This is a genomic window from Rickettsiella endosymbiont of Rhagonycha lignosa (genome assembly GCF_964031165.1).
Lineage (GTDB): Bacteria > Pseudomonadota > Gammaproteobacteria > Diplorickettsiales > Diplorickettsiaceae > Aquirickettsiella.
Genome location: NZ_OZ035011.1, coordinates 511561 through 528619 on the forward strand (window position 1 = coordinate 511561; position 17059 = coordinate 528619).

13 protein-coding genes are annotated in these 17059 nt (G+C 35.1%); 11 read left to right on the top strand and 2 right to left on the bottom strand.

Annotation, left to right across the window (positions count from 1 at the left end):
- Positions 1-151: 151 nt before the first annotated feature.
- Positions 152-976: a glycosyltransferase family 2 protein gene (locus AAHI99_RS02360; protein WP_342228075.1), complete on the bottom strand. Its 825-nt coding sequence runs from the start codon at positions 974-976 to the stop codon at positions 152-154.
- 224 nt (positions 977-1200) lie between these two features.
- Between AAHI99_RS02360 and AAHI99_RS02365 the strand changes: the two genes are divergently transcribed.
- The 5 genes from AAHI99_RS02365 to AAHI99_RS02385 all read left to right on the top strand — a co-directional run bounded on the left by AAHI99_RS02365 (position 1201) and on the right by AAHI99_RS02385 (position 9635).
- On the top strand, positions 1201-4224 hold the full coding sequence (locus tag AAHI99_RS02365) for a YhdP family protein (protein ID WP_342228076.1): 3024 nt from the start codon (positions 1201-1203) through the stop codon (positions 4222-4224).
- 105 nt (positions 4225-4329) lie between these two features.
- Positions 4330-5154: a hypothetical protein gene (locus tag AAHI99_RS02370; RefSeq protein ID WP_342228077.1), complete on the top strand. Its 825-nt coding sequence runs from the start codon at positions 4330-4332 to the stop codon at positions 5152-5154.
- A gap of 59 nt (positions 5155-5213) precedes the next feature.
- A complete protein-coding gene (tldD, locus tag AAHI99_RS02375) occupies positions 5214-6659 on the top strand; it encodes a metalloprotease TldD (RefSeq protein ID WP_342228341.1) in 1446 nt (481 codons plus the stop codon).
- A 12-nt stretch (positions 6660-6671) separates the two neighbouring features.
- A complete protein-coding gene (msbA, locus tag AAHI99_RS02380) occupies positions 6672-8420 on the top strand; it encodes a lipid A export permease/ATP-binding protein MsbA (protein ID WP_342228078.1) in 1749 nt (582 codons plus the stop codon).
- Between the two features lie 174 nt (positions 8421-8594).
- Complete coding sequence (locus AAHI99_RS02385) at positions 8595-9635, top strand: MraY family glycosyltransferase (RefSeq protein ID WP_342228079.1); 1041 nt, start codon at positions 8595-8597, stop codon at positions 9633-9635.
- A gap of 143 nt (positions 9636-9778) precedes the next feature.
- On the opposite strand, the gene AAHI99_RS02390 is transcribed toward AAHI99_RS02385, so the two are convergent.
- Complete coding sequence (locus AAHI99_RS02390) at positions 9779-9982, bottom strand: hypothetical protein (RefSeq protein ID WP_342228080.1); 204 nt, start codon at positions 9980-9982, stop codon at positions 9779-9781.
- Positions 9983-10183: 201 nt separating this feature from the next.
- Here AAHI99_RS02390 and AAHI99_RS02395 point away from each other — a divergent pair, with 201 nt between their 5' ends.
- From AAHI99_RS02395 to AAHI99_RS02420, 6 genes are all read left to right on the top strand, one after another.
- The gene (locus tag AAHI99_RS02395; protein WP_342228081.1) at positions 10184-11020 is read left to right on the top strand and encodes a DUF692 domain-containing protein; all 837 of its coding nucleotides are present in this window, start codon (positions 10184-10186) and stop codon (positions 11018-11020) included.
- Positions 11004-11786 carry a DNA-binding domain-containing protein gene (locus tag AAHI99_RS02400; RefSeq protein ID WP_342228082.1) on the top strand — a complete coding sequence of 261 codons (783 nt, stop codon included), beginning with the start codon at positions 11004-11006 and terminating at the stop codon, positions 11784-11786. The genes AAHI99_RS02395 and AAHI99_RS02400 overlap by 17 nt, the downstream gene beginning before the upstream one ends.
- The gene (locus tag AAHI99_RS02405; protein WP_342228083.1) at positions 11787-13457 is read left to right on the top strand and encodes a CTP synthase; all 1671 of its coding nucleotides are present in this window, start codon (positions 11787-11789) and stop codon (positions 13455-13457) included. It abuts the gene before it with no gap.
- Positions 13458-13594: 137 nt separating this feature from the next.
- Positions 13595-14407 (top strand): ABC transporter permease, encoded by an 813-nt coding sequence (locus tag AAHI99_RS02410; protein ID WP_342228084.1) that lies wholly within the window; start codon positions 13595-13597, stop codon positions 14405-14407.
- A 13-nt stretch (positions 14408-14420) separates the two neighbouring features.
- The gene (locus AAHI99_RS02415) at positions 14421-15164 is read left to right on the top strand and encodes an ABC transporter ATP-binding protein (protein ID WP_342228085.1); all 744 of its coding nucleotides are present in this window, start codon (positions 14421-14423) and stop codon (positions 15162-15164) included.
- A 306-nt stretch (positions 15165-15470) separates the two neighbouring features.
- Positions 15471-17012 carry a glycosyltransferase 87 family protein gene (locus AAHI99_RS02420; protein WP_342228086.1) on the top strand — a complete coding sequence of 514 codons (1542 nt, stop codon included), beginning with the start codon at positions 15471-15473 and terminating at the stop codon, positions 17010-17012.
- The last annotated feature ends 47 nt before the right edge of the window (positions 17013-17059 follow it).

Genomic DNA, 17059 nt, shown 5'->3' on the forward strand with positions numbered 1-17059 from the left:
AGAGTATTTTCATGGACTCAGTTGAGTTTTTGTGGTGCCGACTGCATTTAAACTGCTCATCTCAATCGCTGCATTGATGTTTATTTTATTTTACTACTTTATTCTTTGCAGAGTTATCTTATAAATCTGAAGAAAGTATCATATAAACTAATTAACTTACATTATTTATGCCAATTTTTGCATGAATTCGTTGGTTTTGGATTATTTGCTTTAATAAATTAAGATTTATTTGTTCTTTTTCGCGATCATTTTGTTGATGCCATAAATGAATAACAGGGACTGCAAATTTTCCTGTTTTGCGTTTAATGCCTGCGCGGATCAAGCGTATAACTAAGTCAGAGTCTTCATATCCCCATCCTATAAAACTTTCGTCAAAACCGTTGATGGTCAAAAAATCTTCTTTCCATAAACCTAAATTACAACTTTTTGCTCCTTGCCAGCGCATTGCTTGAAATTTACGTAATGTATTTAATCGGATACGAAGTAAAGGAAATAAACGATTTGACTGGTGATGAAAATAATGTAATAGCCACTGTAGAGTTGAGTCTTTATAAATAGGTATAAATTCTTTCAGGATTTTTTGTGTAAATTTTTTTTCAAGTAATAGTCGGTGACCAGAAACAAACCAATAAGATTCAGCTAATAAGCGATGTTGCTCGATAAAATCTGGAAATGGGATACAATCACCGTCCAGAAAAATAATATAATTATTATTTGCTCGTAGAACCGCTTTATTGCGGATTTTAGCGGCCTGGAAGCCTTCATCTTTTTGCCAAACATGCTTGAGAGAATAATTAAGTTGATGTTGTAATTGGTCAATTAATAGTCGAGTTGCATCAGTTGAGCCATCATCGGCTACGATGACTTCATTGGGTACTTGCGTTTGCTGTGCTAAGGCGGATAAAACTAAATATAAGGCGTCGGGACGATTGTAGGTAGTTACAATGACAGAAATAGTAGGTGATTTTAATAACATGGCGCTCTTCATCAGCTGATTAAATTTGCGTTAAAAAAAACAAAAATTTTAAAGTATTTTAAAGTATAATGAGTATATACGCATTGCACATCGAGAAGCTAATAGGGGCATACTGATGTTGCTATCATAAAAAAACAGTTATTTAGTTGTTTTTAACAGTTTCTAAATATTGATATTTTTATAGCTGCTAACACTCGATATTCATTTTTCTTGGCTTTCATCGAATGAAACACTTCCTGTATTCACTAGCGCGCTTACTCATCGTATTTTTAACAAGTAGTATCGTTTTTTTTGCCTTAGTGGTTATTACAGGCCGAATTTTAACTCCTTATTTGAATAAACAAGCACAAGGAATTTCCAACTTAGCCGCTAAAGTATTGCGCAAGCCGGTACAAATCAAGCAATTTTCTGTGGCTTGGGAGGGTCTAACGCCCATTTTTCACGGATCAGACGTGATTATTTGGGATAATACTCAAACCCATCCTATATTAAGCGTTAAACAACTTAATATAGGTATCGATATTTTTAATAGTTTACTTAGGGGAGGAATAAAATTAGGCCCTATCAGTGTGAATGGTATTGAATTAGTTGCGCACCAAACTAAAGATGATCAATTGGTTTTTTCTGGTATTAGCACATTGTTTAACCAATCTTCTGAGCTCAATTCGAATGCCATGAATGAATTAATCGCTTGGGTTTTAGCTGAACCACAATTAAGTTTAGAAAACGTGGGCTTAAAATTTTATCCGAAATCGGGTAGTGTATGGCCACCCATGCAAATAAATCTGCTATTAAAAAATAGCGGTGATCAACATCAATTAAGTGGTCGATTAAGTTTTTTACAAGAAAACTTTTCTGAATTAAATTTTAAAGTTAATTTGAATGGCCCCCCATTATCATTCTCCCAGAACCATCTGAGCGGACCAGTTTTTTTACATGGCCAAAATGTTTTTCTGGATCGGTGGTTAAAGTTATGGAAACCAAGCTGGCAACTGCAAAACGCGAGAACAAATTTTAAAATATGGGCCAATTGGGACTCTGATCATTTTACACAGTTTCAAGGATTGATTACTAATTTACATGCAGTATCAATTATAGTTAATAAACAAGCGCCCATTTCTTTTTCGCCTTTTTCGGCGCATATACTTTGGCAAAATATAAAGCAAGAGAATTGGAGCATAGACGTTATCGTCCATAATTTCGGTATGCAAACTTGGCAAAAAATCCCAGGGATCCAAGGACTAGATGCCTATCTACATATGACACCTAGCATGGGAAACCTCATTGCACATGCTAACGATTGCAGCCTAGATTTTAATAAACTATTTAAAGCGCCGATATATTTAGATAGTTTAACAAGTCAATTGAATTGGCAGCAAAAAAATGGGGAGTGGGTAATTCAAGTACCACAATTTGAAGCAGTCAATCAGGATATATCGGTTAATTCACAATTTTCTTTGTTAGTTCCAAAACGCGCTATTCAATCGCAGATTAGTTTATTAGCGCATGTAAAAATACATAAAACAACACATATTGGCTATTATTTACCACAAACTGTTTTAGGGCCAGAACTTTTACATTGGCTGAGTACAGCTATTACTAAAGGGTCAGGTATAGGAACTTTAGTGTTGCAGGGTCCTTTGAATCAGTTTCCTTTTGATCAACATAATGGAACTTTTTTAATTGATACACAAATAAAAGATGCTACTTTAAATTATGAAGGAGCTTGGCCTAGCTTGCAAAAAATTAATGGCGAACTTATTTTTGCTGGTCGGCAAATGCAAGTCTTAATCGATACTGCAGAGTTGTTGGGTACAAACTTAAAGAATATACAAGCTAGTATTCCGATTATTAAGAAAAATGTACAGGCTGTATTACATATTGTTAGTGATGAGATTCATACTCGTCTAGAAATAGGACAACGTTTTTTAATTGCTACACCATTATCTCATGGAACATTAAGTCAATTAAAAAACTTAATACTGATAGGTCCTTTACAACTTAGTCTGCAAATAGCTATCCCTCTTGAAACAGGAAAACAAAAATTAAAATTACTGGGCCTTGCTCGCACAGAAAATGCTAAACTGAAAATTCCTGCACATAACATTCAATTAGATCAGTTAACTGGACCTTTCAGCTTTAATCAGGATGGAGTATCGGCACAAAAATTGACAGGAATATTATGGAAAAAGCCCATAGAGCTGTCTATTCGTTCGACACCGAATCTGCAAATTACCATAAATTATGATGGTATCCTGACTAATTTAAAACCCGAACAAAATGGTTGGCGCTTTAGTATTGATAATCAAGCGGCAAAAGGAACTGTTTTGATTCCTAATAGTAATTTACAAGCAATTCTAGCAAATTTTGACATTATTAATTTAGACTCATCGATTGAATCTAATAAGATTAATAGTTGGAATTTCAAGCAATTACCTAAGATTAATTTAAACGCAAGAGAGGTACGTTATAAGGAGATTAATTTTGGAGCAGTGCAATTGAAGTTAAATCCTATATTAGGTGGCGTGTTAGTGAGAGAATTAAATGCGGGAAATGCAAATTATCACTTGATAGCTAATGGCGCTTGGCATACCCAAGACGGGAGCTCCACTGAACTGATGGGCCAGTTAGACAGTGCGAATTTAAGCAATTTTTTAAGAAGTTGGGGCTTGCCGGCCAGCATCATCGCTGAACAGGCACATATGCGATTTAATTTGAATTGGCAGGGTGCTCCCTATCAGGTCAGTTTTACTAAACTTAAAGGTCATTTTTCTTTTACTGCAAGTAATGGTCAGATTGTTGATATTGGATCCAGTAACGAAGCTAAATTAAATTTTGGTCGATTGCTTACTTTTTTAAGTATACAAAGCTTAACTAAACGTTTGCAGCTAGATTTTAGTGATTTAAAAACCAAAGGTTTTGATTTTACAAATATACAAGGTAATTTTATTTTACGAAATGGTAATGCTATTACTCGCGATGTCACCATCGAAGGGCCGGTTGCGAAAATAAGCATTACTGGCCGAATTGGGATGTTGAATAAAGACTATGATTTGATTATTAAGGTGCTTCCACATTTTACTTCTAGCTTACCAGTGATAGTTGGTTTGGCAGGTGGTCCGGTGGCTGGTGTTGTGACTTGGTTAGCTAATGCGGTGTTAGGTTCTACCGTACAAAAAATTGCAGAGACGTCGTATCACATTACGGGATCTTGGAGTAAACCTGATGTGGTTAAAACCTCTACTTAGGCATTCGAATTAAATAATAAAAAATAGTTTACCTTGACAATTTATTGCGATAAATTATTGCCCTTTCCATAGCAATTTAATGTCAATATAATAAGAAGGGTGATTATGTTTAATCTTTCAGCTAAAGAATTTTCTGATAAGTATTACTGTAAAGAGCGCAACCATCAATCTAATAATTATTACAGATTAGATTGTGAATCCGGTGAAGGCCTAATTAATCCTTTACTGAAAGAATTGGAAAAAAATTTTATAAAATTAAAAAAAAAACCTGCAGAACAAAGGAAAAAGGCATTTGAATTATATCTTGAATTTTTTTTAAAAAAATGTATTAACATTAATCGTAGTTTTTCTGATGCGATTCAGTTTTTGTCAATTTGGTTAAAAATATCTCCAGATATTTTTTTAACTGCACTAAAAAATAACGAATTAAAGCTGTTTTTCAATAGAACCGAATACGATCATGACGGGGATAAGTGGTATTTCCCAAAATTATTGAAAATTCTTTCGCCATTAATAAAACAAAATCTTACTACTGCCGATGAACTTTTGTTTAATATATTTGAAACTTTTGATTTTTTCGCTGAGCCGGAAATTTTTGTCAGCGAAATAATAGGTTATGATCGATTGGAATGGTGCATTAAACAAAGCCCTGCAGTTTTTAAACAAGCTTTATTGTCGAAAGTTCAAGAGTTTGTTAAGCAATACAACACTATCGATATAGGTTTGCATAGTCGCAAATATTTAAATGATGCAATTCAAGCGATTAATGGTATTCAAACAACAAAAATAGAAAGACAAACCGAGCGTCTGGAATTAGCTTCATTTCTGAAAAATAATATTTTTAGTTACCCTAGCATTAAGAACTTCAATTCATCAGATTCGTTTTTAGCTTTTCCTCGAACTAATTATAATCGAAGTAATAACTATTAAATTTGCTGAGATCACTAAAATTGCATCCTGACTTCAGCTAAGTTAGGATGACAAACATGATGAAAAATAGTCTTACTTTAGCCCGTGAAACCCTGTTAGACCCCGCTGGATTGACTGAAAACCAGTTACAGGTCATTTTAGGCCGATTATTAACGCCTAAAGTTGATATGGCCGATCTTTATTTTCAAGCAACTCAGTTAGAGAGTTGGGTATTAGAAGATAGTATCGTTAAAAATGGTAGTTTTAATATTGAGCGTGGTGTCGGTGTCCGTGCCATCAGCGGCGAAAAAACAGGTTTTGCTTATTCAGATGATATTATATTACCTGCTTTGGAATCAGCGGCGACCATGGCGGGGAGTATTGTTAGAACTGGGCAGCATGGCCAAATCCATGCTTGGCAGAAAAATTCGCTTATAAAGCCATTATATCAACCAATTAACCCTATTTCTTCCTGGACTGAACAACAGAAATTAAGTTTGCTTCGTGAAGTTGACGAAGTGGCGCGTGCTTGTGATCCCCGTATTAAACACGTGAATGTCAGTTTAATTGGTGCACAAGAAGTGGTTCTAGTGATTAATAGTGAGGGCTGTATGGCAGCCGATATTCGACCTTTAGTGCGATTAAATATTAGTGTAATTGCAGAAGATAAAGGTTTGCGCGAACAAGGTTTTGCCGGTGGTGGTGGTCGCACCGATTATAGCTATTTTATTAAAGATCTGATGGCCGCTGAGTTAGCAAAAGAAGCGGTCCGCTTAGCTATTCTGAATTTAGATGCAGTAAAAGCACCTGCCGGTACGATGCCCATCGTGTTAGGACCTGGTTGGCCTGGGGTTTTATTGCATGAAGCCGTAGGACATGGTTTAGAAGGAGACTTCAATCGCAAAGGAAGCTCAGCATTTTCAGGTCGAATCGGTGAGCGTGTCGCTTCTCCAGGATGTACCGTAGTCGATGATGGAACGATCCCTAATCGACGCGGATCGCTCACTATCGATGATGAAGGCACACCAACACAGCGCACTGTTTTAATTGAAAAAGGTATTTTAAAAGCCTATATGATGGATAAATTAAATGCGCGCTTGATGGGGACGGAATCGACAGGAAATGGTCGCCGCGAATCGTTTGCGCATTTACCGATGCCGCGCATGACCAATACCTATATGTTACCCGGTCCTTATGTACCAGAAGAAATTATAGCAACTGTTAAAAAAGGACTTTATGCTGTGAATTTTTCTGGTGGTCAGGTGGATATTACTTCAGGAAAATTTGTATTTTCTGCCTGTGAAGCTTATTTAATTGAAAATGGTCAAATAACACGGCCGGTTAAAGGAGCCACTTTAATTGGTAATGGCCCCGATGTGTTAACGCAAGTTTCCATGATCGGTAATGATCTAAAATTAGATAGCGGTATTGGCAGTTGTGGTAAAGAAGGCCAGAGCGTTCCTGTAGGAGTCGGACAACCCACATTAAAAATAGATGCTTTAACAGTAGGTGGTACTGCCATTTAACAAGAAAAAAATATGACAGAACAACATACATCGCAAAACCACAATGGTTTTTATAGTTATCGACGTTTGCTACATTATCTGCACCATTATTGGGGTTGGTTTTTATTAGGTATCATCGGAACTATTTTATTGGCGGGCACCGATGCTGGATTTGTTGGGTTTTTAAACCCATTACTTAATAAAGGTTTTGTCGCTAAAGACCAACATTTTATACGTCTTCTCCCTTTTATTTTAATCTTTGCAGTTTTAATGCGTTGCATAGCTAATTTTTTGTCCAGTTATTGCTTAGCACGTGTCGCAAGAAGTGTGGTGATGAATATACGCCAGGACATACTTATTAAATTGTTACGTTTACCCGCTAAATTTTATGACAATATGACATCTGGTCAATTGCTTTCTGCCATTATTTATAATGTGGATCAGATCGCTAATGCGAGTACTACTGCTTTAATTACTTTAGTGCAAGAAAGTTTTATTGTGCTGTGTCTGATCGGCGTTATGTTCATACAGAGTTGGCAATTGAGTCTATTATTTTTTATTGCCGTACCGACCATGATTTGGATTGCTCGCTATTCCAGCAGACGTATGCGAGGTTTGAATAATGCTGTTCAAGATTCGATGAGTGAAATGACACAAGTTGCAGAAGAAGTCATCGATGGCTATAAAGTGATCCGTACGTTTGGTGGCGAAGAATATGAAACTAAAAAATTTCAAACCTTATTAGAAAGGAATAGATTTCGTGAGTTAAAAGTCGTTGTTACTAGCTCTTTAGCAAGCGCAGGTGTTCAGCTTATTGCCGGTGGGATTGCCGTGATTACTATTTATCTGGCGGTTTCGCATTTTACGCATATTAATGCAGGTGCATTTATTGCTATGGTAACTTCAATGTTGTTGTTGTTAAAGCCAATGCGTAATTTAGCTGCGGTGAATAGCATCATACAACGTGGAATTGCTGCAGCCGGCAGTATTTTTAATTTATTAGATGAAAAGAATGAATTGGATGAAGGTACGCACACATTTAACGTCCTAAAAGGTTGTTTAGAATATCGAAATGTAAACTTTGCCTATTCATCCGAGCAACCTGTTTTACAAGATATCAATTTTACAATTAATCCTGCTGAGACCGTTGCGTTGGTGGGACGTTCAGGCAGTGGAAAATCTACGTTAGTAAATTTATTACCACGTTTCTACGATAATTATTTAGGAAAAATTTTAATAGACGGTGTTGATATCCGTGAATTAAAACTAAAAGATTTGCGTAGTCAGTTTGCTTTAGTATCTCAGCATGTAACATTATTTAATGACACCATTGCCCATAATATTGCTTATGGACAATTAAGCAATGTGAGTGAATCTATGATAATACGGGCGGCTAAGGCAGCACATGCCATGGAATTTATCGAGCAATTACCACAAGGACTAAATACTTTAATTGGTGAAAATGGTGTGTTACTATCAGGCGGTCAACGGCAACGGATTGCAATTGCACGCGCGCTACTTAAAAATTCCCCATTTTTAATTTTAGATGAAGCAACCTCTGCATTAGACACCGAAGCAGAACGTCATATACAAGCTGCGCTAGAAGAACTTATGCATAATCGTACGACGTTGGTTATTGCACACCGCCTTTCCACTGTAGAAAGGGCTAAACAGATTTTAGTGCTTGATGCAGGTCGTATTGTTGAAAGAGGGACACACCAAGAGTTACTCGCAAAAAATGGTTATTACGCCAAACTTTACAGTATGCAGTTTAGAGATTAAATAATTTTAAAAATAAACTTATTTAAAATATTATTATTTAAATCTTCTAATTTATTATATTGATTGTATTCTATAAAAAAATTAACTCGTTTTTACATAATCATCAGACTATGATTTCCAATTTATTTTTAAAAATATAATTAGAACTAGCCCAATAATAGGTAACTAATTTATATGATGAGTTTTTTTTCTATAGTAATAACTTTTTTTATTACTATATTCTGCGTCGTTCTATTATGTCCTTTAGCCCTACGGCTGGATTTAATCGATACGCCCGATATTCGAAAACAACATCAAGGAAACATTCCCTTGATAGGCGGTTTAGCGATGTTAATGGGTTTATTAGTTGGCTTATTAACCTTGCCTATTTCTCTGCAAAGTTATCGTAGTTTCATTGCTGGATCGGCTTTATTAGTCTTTGTTGGCATGTTAGATGATTTTCGAGAGCTATCACCAAAAAGTCGTTTTTTTGCACAAATTGCTGCAGTATTGTTGATGATTTTTTGGGGAAATAATTATATTACACATCTCGGTAATCTGATTTTTTTTAAAGATATTTATTTAGGTCATTATTCCAGTTTAATGGTGACCTTGATTGCCGGATTAGGAATTATTAATGCCATTAATATGATAGATGGTGTTGACGGATTGGCAGGGACATTAGTATTGGTGGAATTAATTTTATTAATTTTTGCTGCAGTGCTAACACAACATTTTTCTGCCGCAAGTATTTTGTTGTTAATGGCAGCCAGTGTTTTAGGTTTTCTTTGGTTTAATTTTCCTTTTCTCGGTCGTGCGCATGCACAGATATTCATGGGTGATGCCGGAAGTATGTTGTTAGGCTTTGGATTAGTGTGGTTTTTAATTGAACTTTCACAATGCAATTTTCGGCCAATAACACCAGTGACGATGCTATGGATAATGTCTGTACCACTTTTCGATGCTACTGCCGTAATGTTATATCGATTAATAAAAGGTCAATCGGTTACTTTTTCAGATCGACAACACGGCCATCATTTATTATTAGCTTTAAAATTTACTCCTTTACAAATTAATAGTATTTTCGGTTGTACAAATTTTGTATTAGGTTTAATTGGTTTGTGCGCTTTTTATTATCAGTTTAATGCAAGCGTTATGTTTATGAGTTTTTTACTAGTTTTTATTATTTATTTTTTTGTTGTCAATAATTGTCGCAATTCGTTAATTAAAAATTGAAAATAGATTATTTTTTGTGCGTTTATTAACTGAAAATTAAAAAATACTTGCATTCTTTTACAATTATGTATAAAAACTAAGTGTCACTAGATGTTCTATAGTGTAATGCTATAAGCAGTGGATTAGTGACAGAAAAATTTTTCTTATCCATTTTTATACAGGGGATAGATGATCATGATCATGAAAAAGTCTGGTTTAGTTATCGCTGCTACTGCAGCCGCTATATTCTTATCTGGTTGTGCAACAGGTGCGCGAAACATTCCAGAAAATACACCAATCTGTGAAACACCTTGTGCGCCACCTTGTGCTGCTCCATGTAATACATGTAAATGTATGAGCCGATGCAAGCAAGTATGTCCTCCAAAAAGACATCACCGCCGTCACCATCGTCGTTGCAGAACTGCTGAAAATGCAACCAGCCAAATGAATGGATAATAATTAATTATTAGTATGGCTATTCATTAGCTATATGACTGTGTAGAATGAAGCCGCGTAACAATACGCGGCTTTTTTTGTTATGAGATTTTTTTATAGGTTAATTCCTGATAATGGATGCTTTTCTAGGTTTTGGTCTTGGTTTACGAACCCAACATTATTCTTACATTTTAGAACATCGACCTAAAATAGATTGGTTTGAAGCGATTACTGAAGATTATTTAGTACCCGGCGGAAAACCTCTTCATTATCTTAATCGTATCCGTGAATTCTATCCATTAGCTATGCATGGTGTTTCTTTATCGGTAGGAAGTTGTGATCCGCTTAATATGGAATATTTAAAAAAAGTAAAAATATTGGCTGATAAAATACAACCGGTTTGGATCTCGGATCATTTATGTTGGACGGGAATTGATGGCTTAAATATGCACGATTTATTGCCTTTACCGTATACTGAAGAAGCGGTAAAACATGTGGTTGATCGGGTTAAACAAGTACAAGATTTTTTAGGACGACAGATCTTATTAGAAAATGTTTCTAGTTACATTGAATATCGCGATTCTAAGATCCCTGAATGGGAGTTTTTAACAGCTATCGCTGAACAAGCCGATTGTTTAATCTTACTTGATATTAATAATATTTATGTCAGCTCTGTGAACCATCATTTCGATCCATTAGACTATTTAAATGCAATCCCTATCCATAGAGTACGTCAGTTTCATTTAGCGGGACATAAAAATTGTGGGGATTATATTATTGATACACACGATGCACCCATTATCGATGGTGTTTGGTCGCTATATGCACAAGCAGTCAAAAGATATGGCAGGGTTGCCACCATGATCGAACGTGATGATGATATACCTGAGTTTCCTATTTTATTCGACGAGTTACAACAGGCCAAAAAGATAGCAAAAAACCTTTGGAAAGAAAATGTCTGCATTAGCTAATTTGCAACAGAGTTTGCAAACCCATGTCATGGGTGAAGATGAGCAAATTTTAAACCAGTTAGTGTCGCCGGTTAGAGGCACGATACACGAGCGCTTAGCCGTCTATAGTAATGCTTATGATTGGCGCTTGGTAGATGCTTTACATCAAGAATACGGGTTGCTAGCTAAACTATTAGGCGATGAAGCTTTTACCGAGCTGGCAGAAGCCTTTATCGATGCGTATCCATCACAATTTTATTCGATAGCGATGTTTAGTGAACCCTTAGCGCAATTTCTAGGCGAATATACGCCTTACTCTGAACAGGCACATTTAAGTGAATTAGCAAAATTGATTAAGGCCTTAATTGTTAGTTTAGAAGCGGCTGATGCTTCTTTCTTAAATTTTGAAGCTTTAACCAATATTGCTGAACAAAATTGGCCGTCTTTGTGTTTTAAATTTCATCCCTCGGTACAATATTTTTTCTTTAATTATAATAGCTACGCGATCTGGCAAGCCTTAGTCCAAGAAAAATCGGTACCGAATGTACAAATGACGAAGACTCATTGCGTGGTCTGGCGTAAAGGATTACAGTCCTACGCAGTTGCTTTAACCGAGGTCGAAGCATTAGTATTAAACCTCCTACAACAAGGTTCTTGCTTTGCGGATGTCTGTGAAGCAGTTTATGATAAAGGCTTTATGATTGAATCCCAAGCAGCAAGCTTTGTAGCTAATTTATTAGCAACTTGGCTAAATAATCATTTATTTTCGGAGGTTAAACTCTCTTAAATGGCGACACGATATATATTCATTACGGGTGGTGTAGTTTCTTCCTTGGGAAAAGGTATTGCTGCAGCCTCCTTGGCGGCCATTTTAGAGTCAAGAGGGCTTAAAGTTAGCTTATTAAAGTTGGATCCCTACTTGAATCTTGATCCCGGTACGATGAGTCCTTATCAGCATGGCGAAGTTTTTGTCACAGAAGATGGCGCGGAAACCGATTTGGATTTGGGTCATTATGAGCGTTTTGTACGCGCTAAAATGACTAAAGACAATAATTTTACAGCGGGGCAGATTTATGCTCGGGTATTACGTAAAGAACGCCGCGGTGATTATTTAGGTGGTACCGTGCAAGTTATTCCGCATGTTACTGATGAAATTAAACAAGCGATATTAAAAGGTGCGCATGGAGCGGATATTGCTTTAGTCGAAATTGGTGGTACGGTAGGGGATATTGAATCTTTACCGTTCCTAGAAGCGATTCGTCAATTACGTATCGAACTAGGTATTCAATTTACGTTATTTATTCATTTGACCTTAGTTCCTTATATTAGTACTGCAGGTGAAATCAAAACGAAACCAACTCAACATTCCACTAAAGAATTACGTTCAATAGGTATATCAGCCGATATGCTTATTTGTCGATCAAAAGAAGAAATCCCCGAACATGCACGAGAAAAAATCGCCTTGTTTACCAATGTTGAATTGTCTGGCGTTATTTCATTACCCGATGTGAATAATATTTATCGAGTACCTTTGTTATTACATCAACAAAGTGTGGATGAAAGGGTGTTACAACGTTTTGGTTTGAAAGATTACCCGCCTGCCGATTTAAAAGCATGGGCAGAGGTGGTTGCTGCTAAAGAAAACCCAACCGCTGAAGTGAAAATTGGCATGGTCGGTAAATATATGGGTCTTGCAGATTCCTATAAATCTCTGACCGAAGCTCTAGTGCATGCAGGAATTAAAACTCATACGCATGTGAATGTAGTATATATTGATGCTGAAGCTTTAGAACAGCAGGGCGTAAAGCTACTCGAGCCTTTAGACGCAATTTTGGTACCGGGGGGGTTTGGTAAACGCGGAATAGCAGGGAAGATTCTAGCTGCACAATATGCCCGTGAAAATAAAATTCCTTATTTAGGAATTTGTTTAGGCATGCAGACGGCCTTGATCGAGTTTGCCCGGCATGTAGCGGGATTAAATAATGCCCATAGTACAGAGTTTGATACGGATACACCTTATCCCGTTGTTGCTTTGGTAACAGAGTGGACTACAGCCGATGGTCAACGTGAAAAACGTGATAAAGATTCTGATTTGGGTGGAACGATGCGTTTAGGTGGCCAAATTTGCTGTCTAAAACAAGGCAGCAAAGCGAGAGAGTTATATGGTCGCGATAGTATTATTGAACGCCATCGACATCGTTATGAAGTTAACAATCAATTATTACCATCCTTAGAAAAGGCCGGATTAGTCGTTTCAGGCCGTTCTGAAGATGGAACATTGGTGGAGATGATCGAACTGGAAAATCATCCTTGGTTTATAGGTTGTCAATTTCATCCGGAATTTACATCGAATCCACGCGATGGTCATCCTTTATTTGTGGGTTTTGTTGAGGCAGCAAAATTGCAACATAAGCATTTAACGGAAAGTGCTGCAAATACTCCTTCTAGCTTTCTATAAAAAAATTTAATAATTAGATATTCTTTTTATCTTAAGAGTTAAACTTGGATGAAAAAAATGGGCAAGTTGACGTTCCAAGCTTAGCTGAGTATATTTATGAGCGTTTAAAAAAATTTACTTTAAAATAAAAGTTTTTGATGTTTAATTTTTCGGTATCGCATTCCAACTATCGTCTTGCATGGATCGATCTAGTCGATGCCTTTAAGTCCTGGCGAATTTGGCTCTTACTTGCTTGGCATGAAGTAAAACTACGTTATCGCCGTTCAACATTAGGACCATTTTGGATCACCATCAGTATGGCCATTACTATCTATACTATGGGCGTTCTTTATGGCCATTTATTCAAAATAGATTTAACCGTCTATTATCCTTTTCTAGCAACAGGTATTTTGGGTTGGAATTTGATTTCGTTGATCGTTAACGATGCAACGATGACGTTTGTTAATGCAGATCAATTTATAAAACAAATGAAACAACCTTATTTATTTTTTTTGTTCCAATCAGTCACGCGAAATTTTATTATATTTTTCCATAATATTTTAGTGTTGGTTCCACTGGTATTATTTTTTCATCTTAAAATTAATGCGTATACTTTATTTATAGTTATAAGCTTATTGATACTCTGGATTAATGCGGTTTCATATAGCACTATATTAGCTCTTTTGGGTACACGATTTCGGGATATACCGATATTGGTAGCCAGTTTAATTCAAGTCGTTTTTTTCTTGACGCCTATTATGTGGTCACCTACCATTTTACCTGAACGTTACCACTACATTATTGATTTGAATCCCTTTGCGCAATTCATGGAGTTATTTAGAAATCCTTTATTAGGCACGTTACCTTCAAGCTATGCGTTAGTCACAACCTTTGGTTTAACTCTCTTAGGTGTTTTTTCTGCATTTATGATATTTAGTCGTTATCGGGCTAGAATTGCATATTGGTTATAATGAGCATTTTGCTATGGCATTAATACAGCTTGATTCCTTAACTATTGATTTTCCAATCTATCATCTAAATGCACGTTCAATTAGGAAGCGTTTTCTTCGTATAACAGGTGGTGCTCTACGTAAGGAAACAGAGCATACAGTTGTTGTTAAAGCCTTAGATAGTATTACTCTCACATTAGAACATGGTGATCGGGTTGGCTTGATTGGCCATAATGGCGCAGGAAAAAGTACTTTACTACGTGTGCTAGCTAAAATATACGAACCTACCCAGGGAAATATAAGCATTGCGGGTAAAGTATCTCCTCTTTTGAACGTTATGTTAGGCATTAATCCAGAGTCAACTGGCTATGAAAATATTTTAGTACGTGGACTTTTGTTAGGTCTTAGTGAAAGAGAGATTCAAGAAAAAATGACGGAAATTGCTGACTTTACTGAATTAGGTGAATATTTATCGGTCCCTATTCGTACTTATTCTGCAGGTATGCAATTACGCTTAGCTTTTGCTGTTGCAACCTGTATTAAACCGGAAATTTTATTAATGGATGAGATGATAGAGGCTGGCGATGCAACTTTCAAGAAAAAAGCAGAAAAGCGTTTAGCAGAATTTATTGAGCAATCGAGTATCATGGTCTTAGCATCACATTCTAATGAAACTATTCAAAGGCTATGTAATAAAGTTGCGCTTTTAGAAAAAGGGGAACTTAGATATTTTGGGGCAATAGAAGAAGGGTTTGAAAGATATAATGGGCTGAATTAAAAATTGAGAAATTATTTTACGGTTTAATTTTCTATAAACCAATAACAACTCCGGATCGCATAGAGCACTATAAATTTATTTATTTTTAAAATTTGTGTACACTGTTCATACTTAATGAGAATGTTTATGAACAATATCTCTGATTGCATTATTGATACTAGCAAGCTGTGCTCTACTATTCAAGAGGATGAACCCGATTCTTTTTTTGAAAATCCTATCACGAGATGAAAACATCTCAAGCTATAAGGTGAGATGCCTTTAATATATAATGGGTTGTGGTAGCTTGTAAAAGGAATTTGCATATAAATGGAATATAACACTCTTAGTATCGAGAATCTAAAGCAAAAAAAAACTAAAATAAGTATATTTCCAATTAATTATTTAAATTTAAGTGATTACTTAATTGGAAGTTTCTTTTTTTTATTTTGTTATTTTTTTTTGGTTCATTCAGATCTATATCTAATTGGCTGGTGCTCATTAAATTTTTTATTTGGACATCCATTGGATTTTTATGAAAATTGTAAACACTTTCTAACGGGAGGGTATGCAATCGCTGCAAGCTATCCGCCTTCTACTTATGCTAGTTTTGCATTATGGCTTTATCCTTTTAAAGTAATTGGGTTGATAAAATCCCCCGCTTTTTTATCTCCCTTTCTTGTGTATTGGCTAAAAGCGTTAACCTCAATAATTTATATAATTTCTGGATTTATTTTTTATAAAATTACAGAAATTTACAGCAAGAATAACGAATGGAGAAAATTTACTACTTGGCTTTGGCTTACGTCTCCTTTGGCAATATTTTCGCAAATTATTTTTTCTCAATGTGATATTTTTTATTTATTTTTTACATTAGGGGGTTTTCTTTGTTTTTTAAAAAATAGAATATACTTGGCTTCTTTTGTATTTAGTATAGGTGTAACCTTTAAATATTTTCCAATTTTTGTTTTTTTGCCATTATTATTTTTTTTTGAAAAAAATATAATAAAAATAATTATTTCAATGATTATTTTTATTATTCCGACATTTTTAATAAAAATTTTATTTAAAAATTCACCCGCATATGTAGAAGGAGTTTTAAATTTTTTCGCATTACCACGAATTTTTTCGGCTTCGCTTAATCATGGTGATGTAAAAATATATTGTTTGTTTTTAATGTTTGCTGTATTACTAGGTATATGTTATGCATTAAATAATAAAAATGAAAGTTCTTTACAGATAGCTGCATATATATTTCTTGTCGCATCTATACTTCCATTTCTGGTTATGCTATGTCATCCTGGTTGGGTTATATTTCTTACTCCAGCAATAGTTTTAACTACCATGCTGCAAAGAAAAGATAAAATTAAAAGTTTACTTCATTTAGATTTATTTGGAATTGTCGTATTTATAATATATATATTCATATTTTTTCAAGATAGCGTAGATTCAGCAATGTTTCAAACAAATATTTTTCACATACCATTTAATAACCACTATAAAATTGCCAGTTTAATAACCAGTTGGCAAAATACGATTAAAAATACAAGTATTTATTTTTCCGGATTTGCTGCATATCTAATGTTACAAATTATCCTTAAATATCCTAACTCTAAAGTCAAGTTTTTAGATATAGGGATGTATTTTTATCGAGTAATTCGTATAAGATATTATTTTTCAATATTAATCTTTATTGTTCCAACTATCTTTGCAGTATATAAAAGTCATTTGCCAAAGTATGCAAATGCACTTACTAATAATAATGCATATTGTGTCGCATCATTAAGAAACCAGAAAGTAGGTGAAAAATTTATTGCCAGATGTCCAATCTTTAATATAGTTGTGCAGTTTTTGTCGATTGATAAAATTTAATTTATTTAAGAATTAAATAAAGAAATATACGGGATAACATCATTGAT

Bases quoted from the DNA above. Each gene is read 5' to 3' on its own strand.
- AAHI99_RS02360 (WP_342228075.1), bottom strand. From the start codon at position 976: ATGTTATTAAAATCACCTACTATTTCTGTCATTGTAACTACCTACAAT.
- AAHI99_RS02365 (WP_342228076.1), top strand. From the start codon at position 1,201: ATGAAACACTTCCTGTATTCACTAGCGCGCTTACTCATCGTATTTTTA.
- AAHI99_RS02370 (WP_342228077.1), top strand. From the start codon at position 4,330: ATGTTTAATCTTTCAGCTAAAGAATTTTCTGATAAGTATTACTGTAAA.
- tldD (WP_342228341.1), top strand. From the start codon at position 5,214: ATGAAAAATAGTCTTACTTTAGCCCGTGAAACCCTGTTAGACCCCGCT.
- msbA (WP_342228078.1), top strand. From the start codon at position 6,672: ATGACAGAACAACATACATCGCAAAACCACAATGGTTTTTATAGTTAT.
- AAHI99_RS02385 (WP_342228079.1), top strand. From the start codon at position 8,595: ATGATGAGTTTTTTTTCTATAGTAATAACTTTTTTTATTACTATATTC.
- AAHI99_RS02395 (WP_342228081.1), top strand. From the start codon at position 10,184: ATGGATGCTTTTCTAGGTTTTGGTCTTGGTTTACGAACCCAACATTAT.
- AAHI99_RS02400 (WP_342228082.1), top strand. From the start codon at position 11,004: ATGTCTGCATTAGCTAATTTGCAACAGAGTTTGCAAACCCATGTCATG.
- AAHI99_RS02405 (WP_342228083.1), top strand. From the start codon at position 11,787: ATGGCGACACGATATATATTCATTACGGGTGGTGTAGTTTCTTCCTTG.
- AAHI99_RS02410 (WP_342228084.1), top strand. From the start codon at position 13,595: ATGTTTAATTTTTCGGTATCGCATTCCAACTATCGTCTTGCATGGATC.
- AAHI99_RS02415 (WP_342228085.1), top strand. From the start codon at position 14,421: ATGGCATTAATACAGCTTGATTCCTTAACTATTGATTTTCCAATCTAT.
- AAHI99_RS02420 (WP_342228086.1), top strand. From the start codon at position 15,471: ATGGAATATAACACTCTTAGTATCGAGAATCTAAAGCAAAAAAAAACT.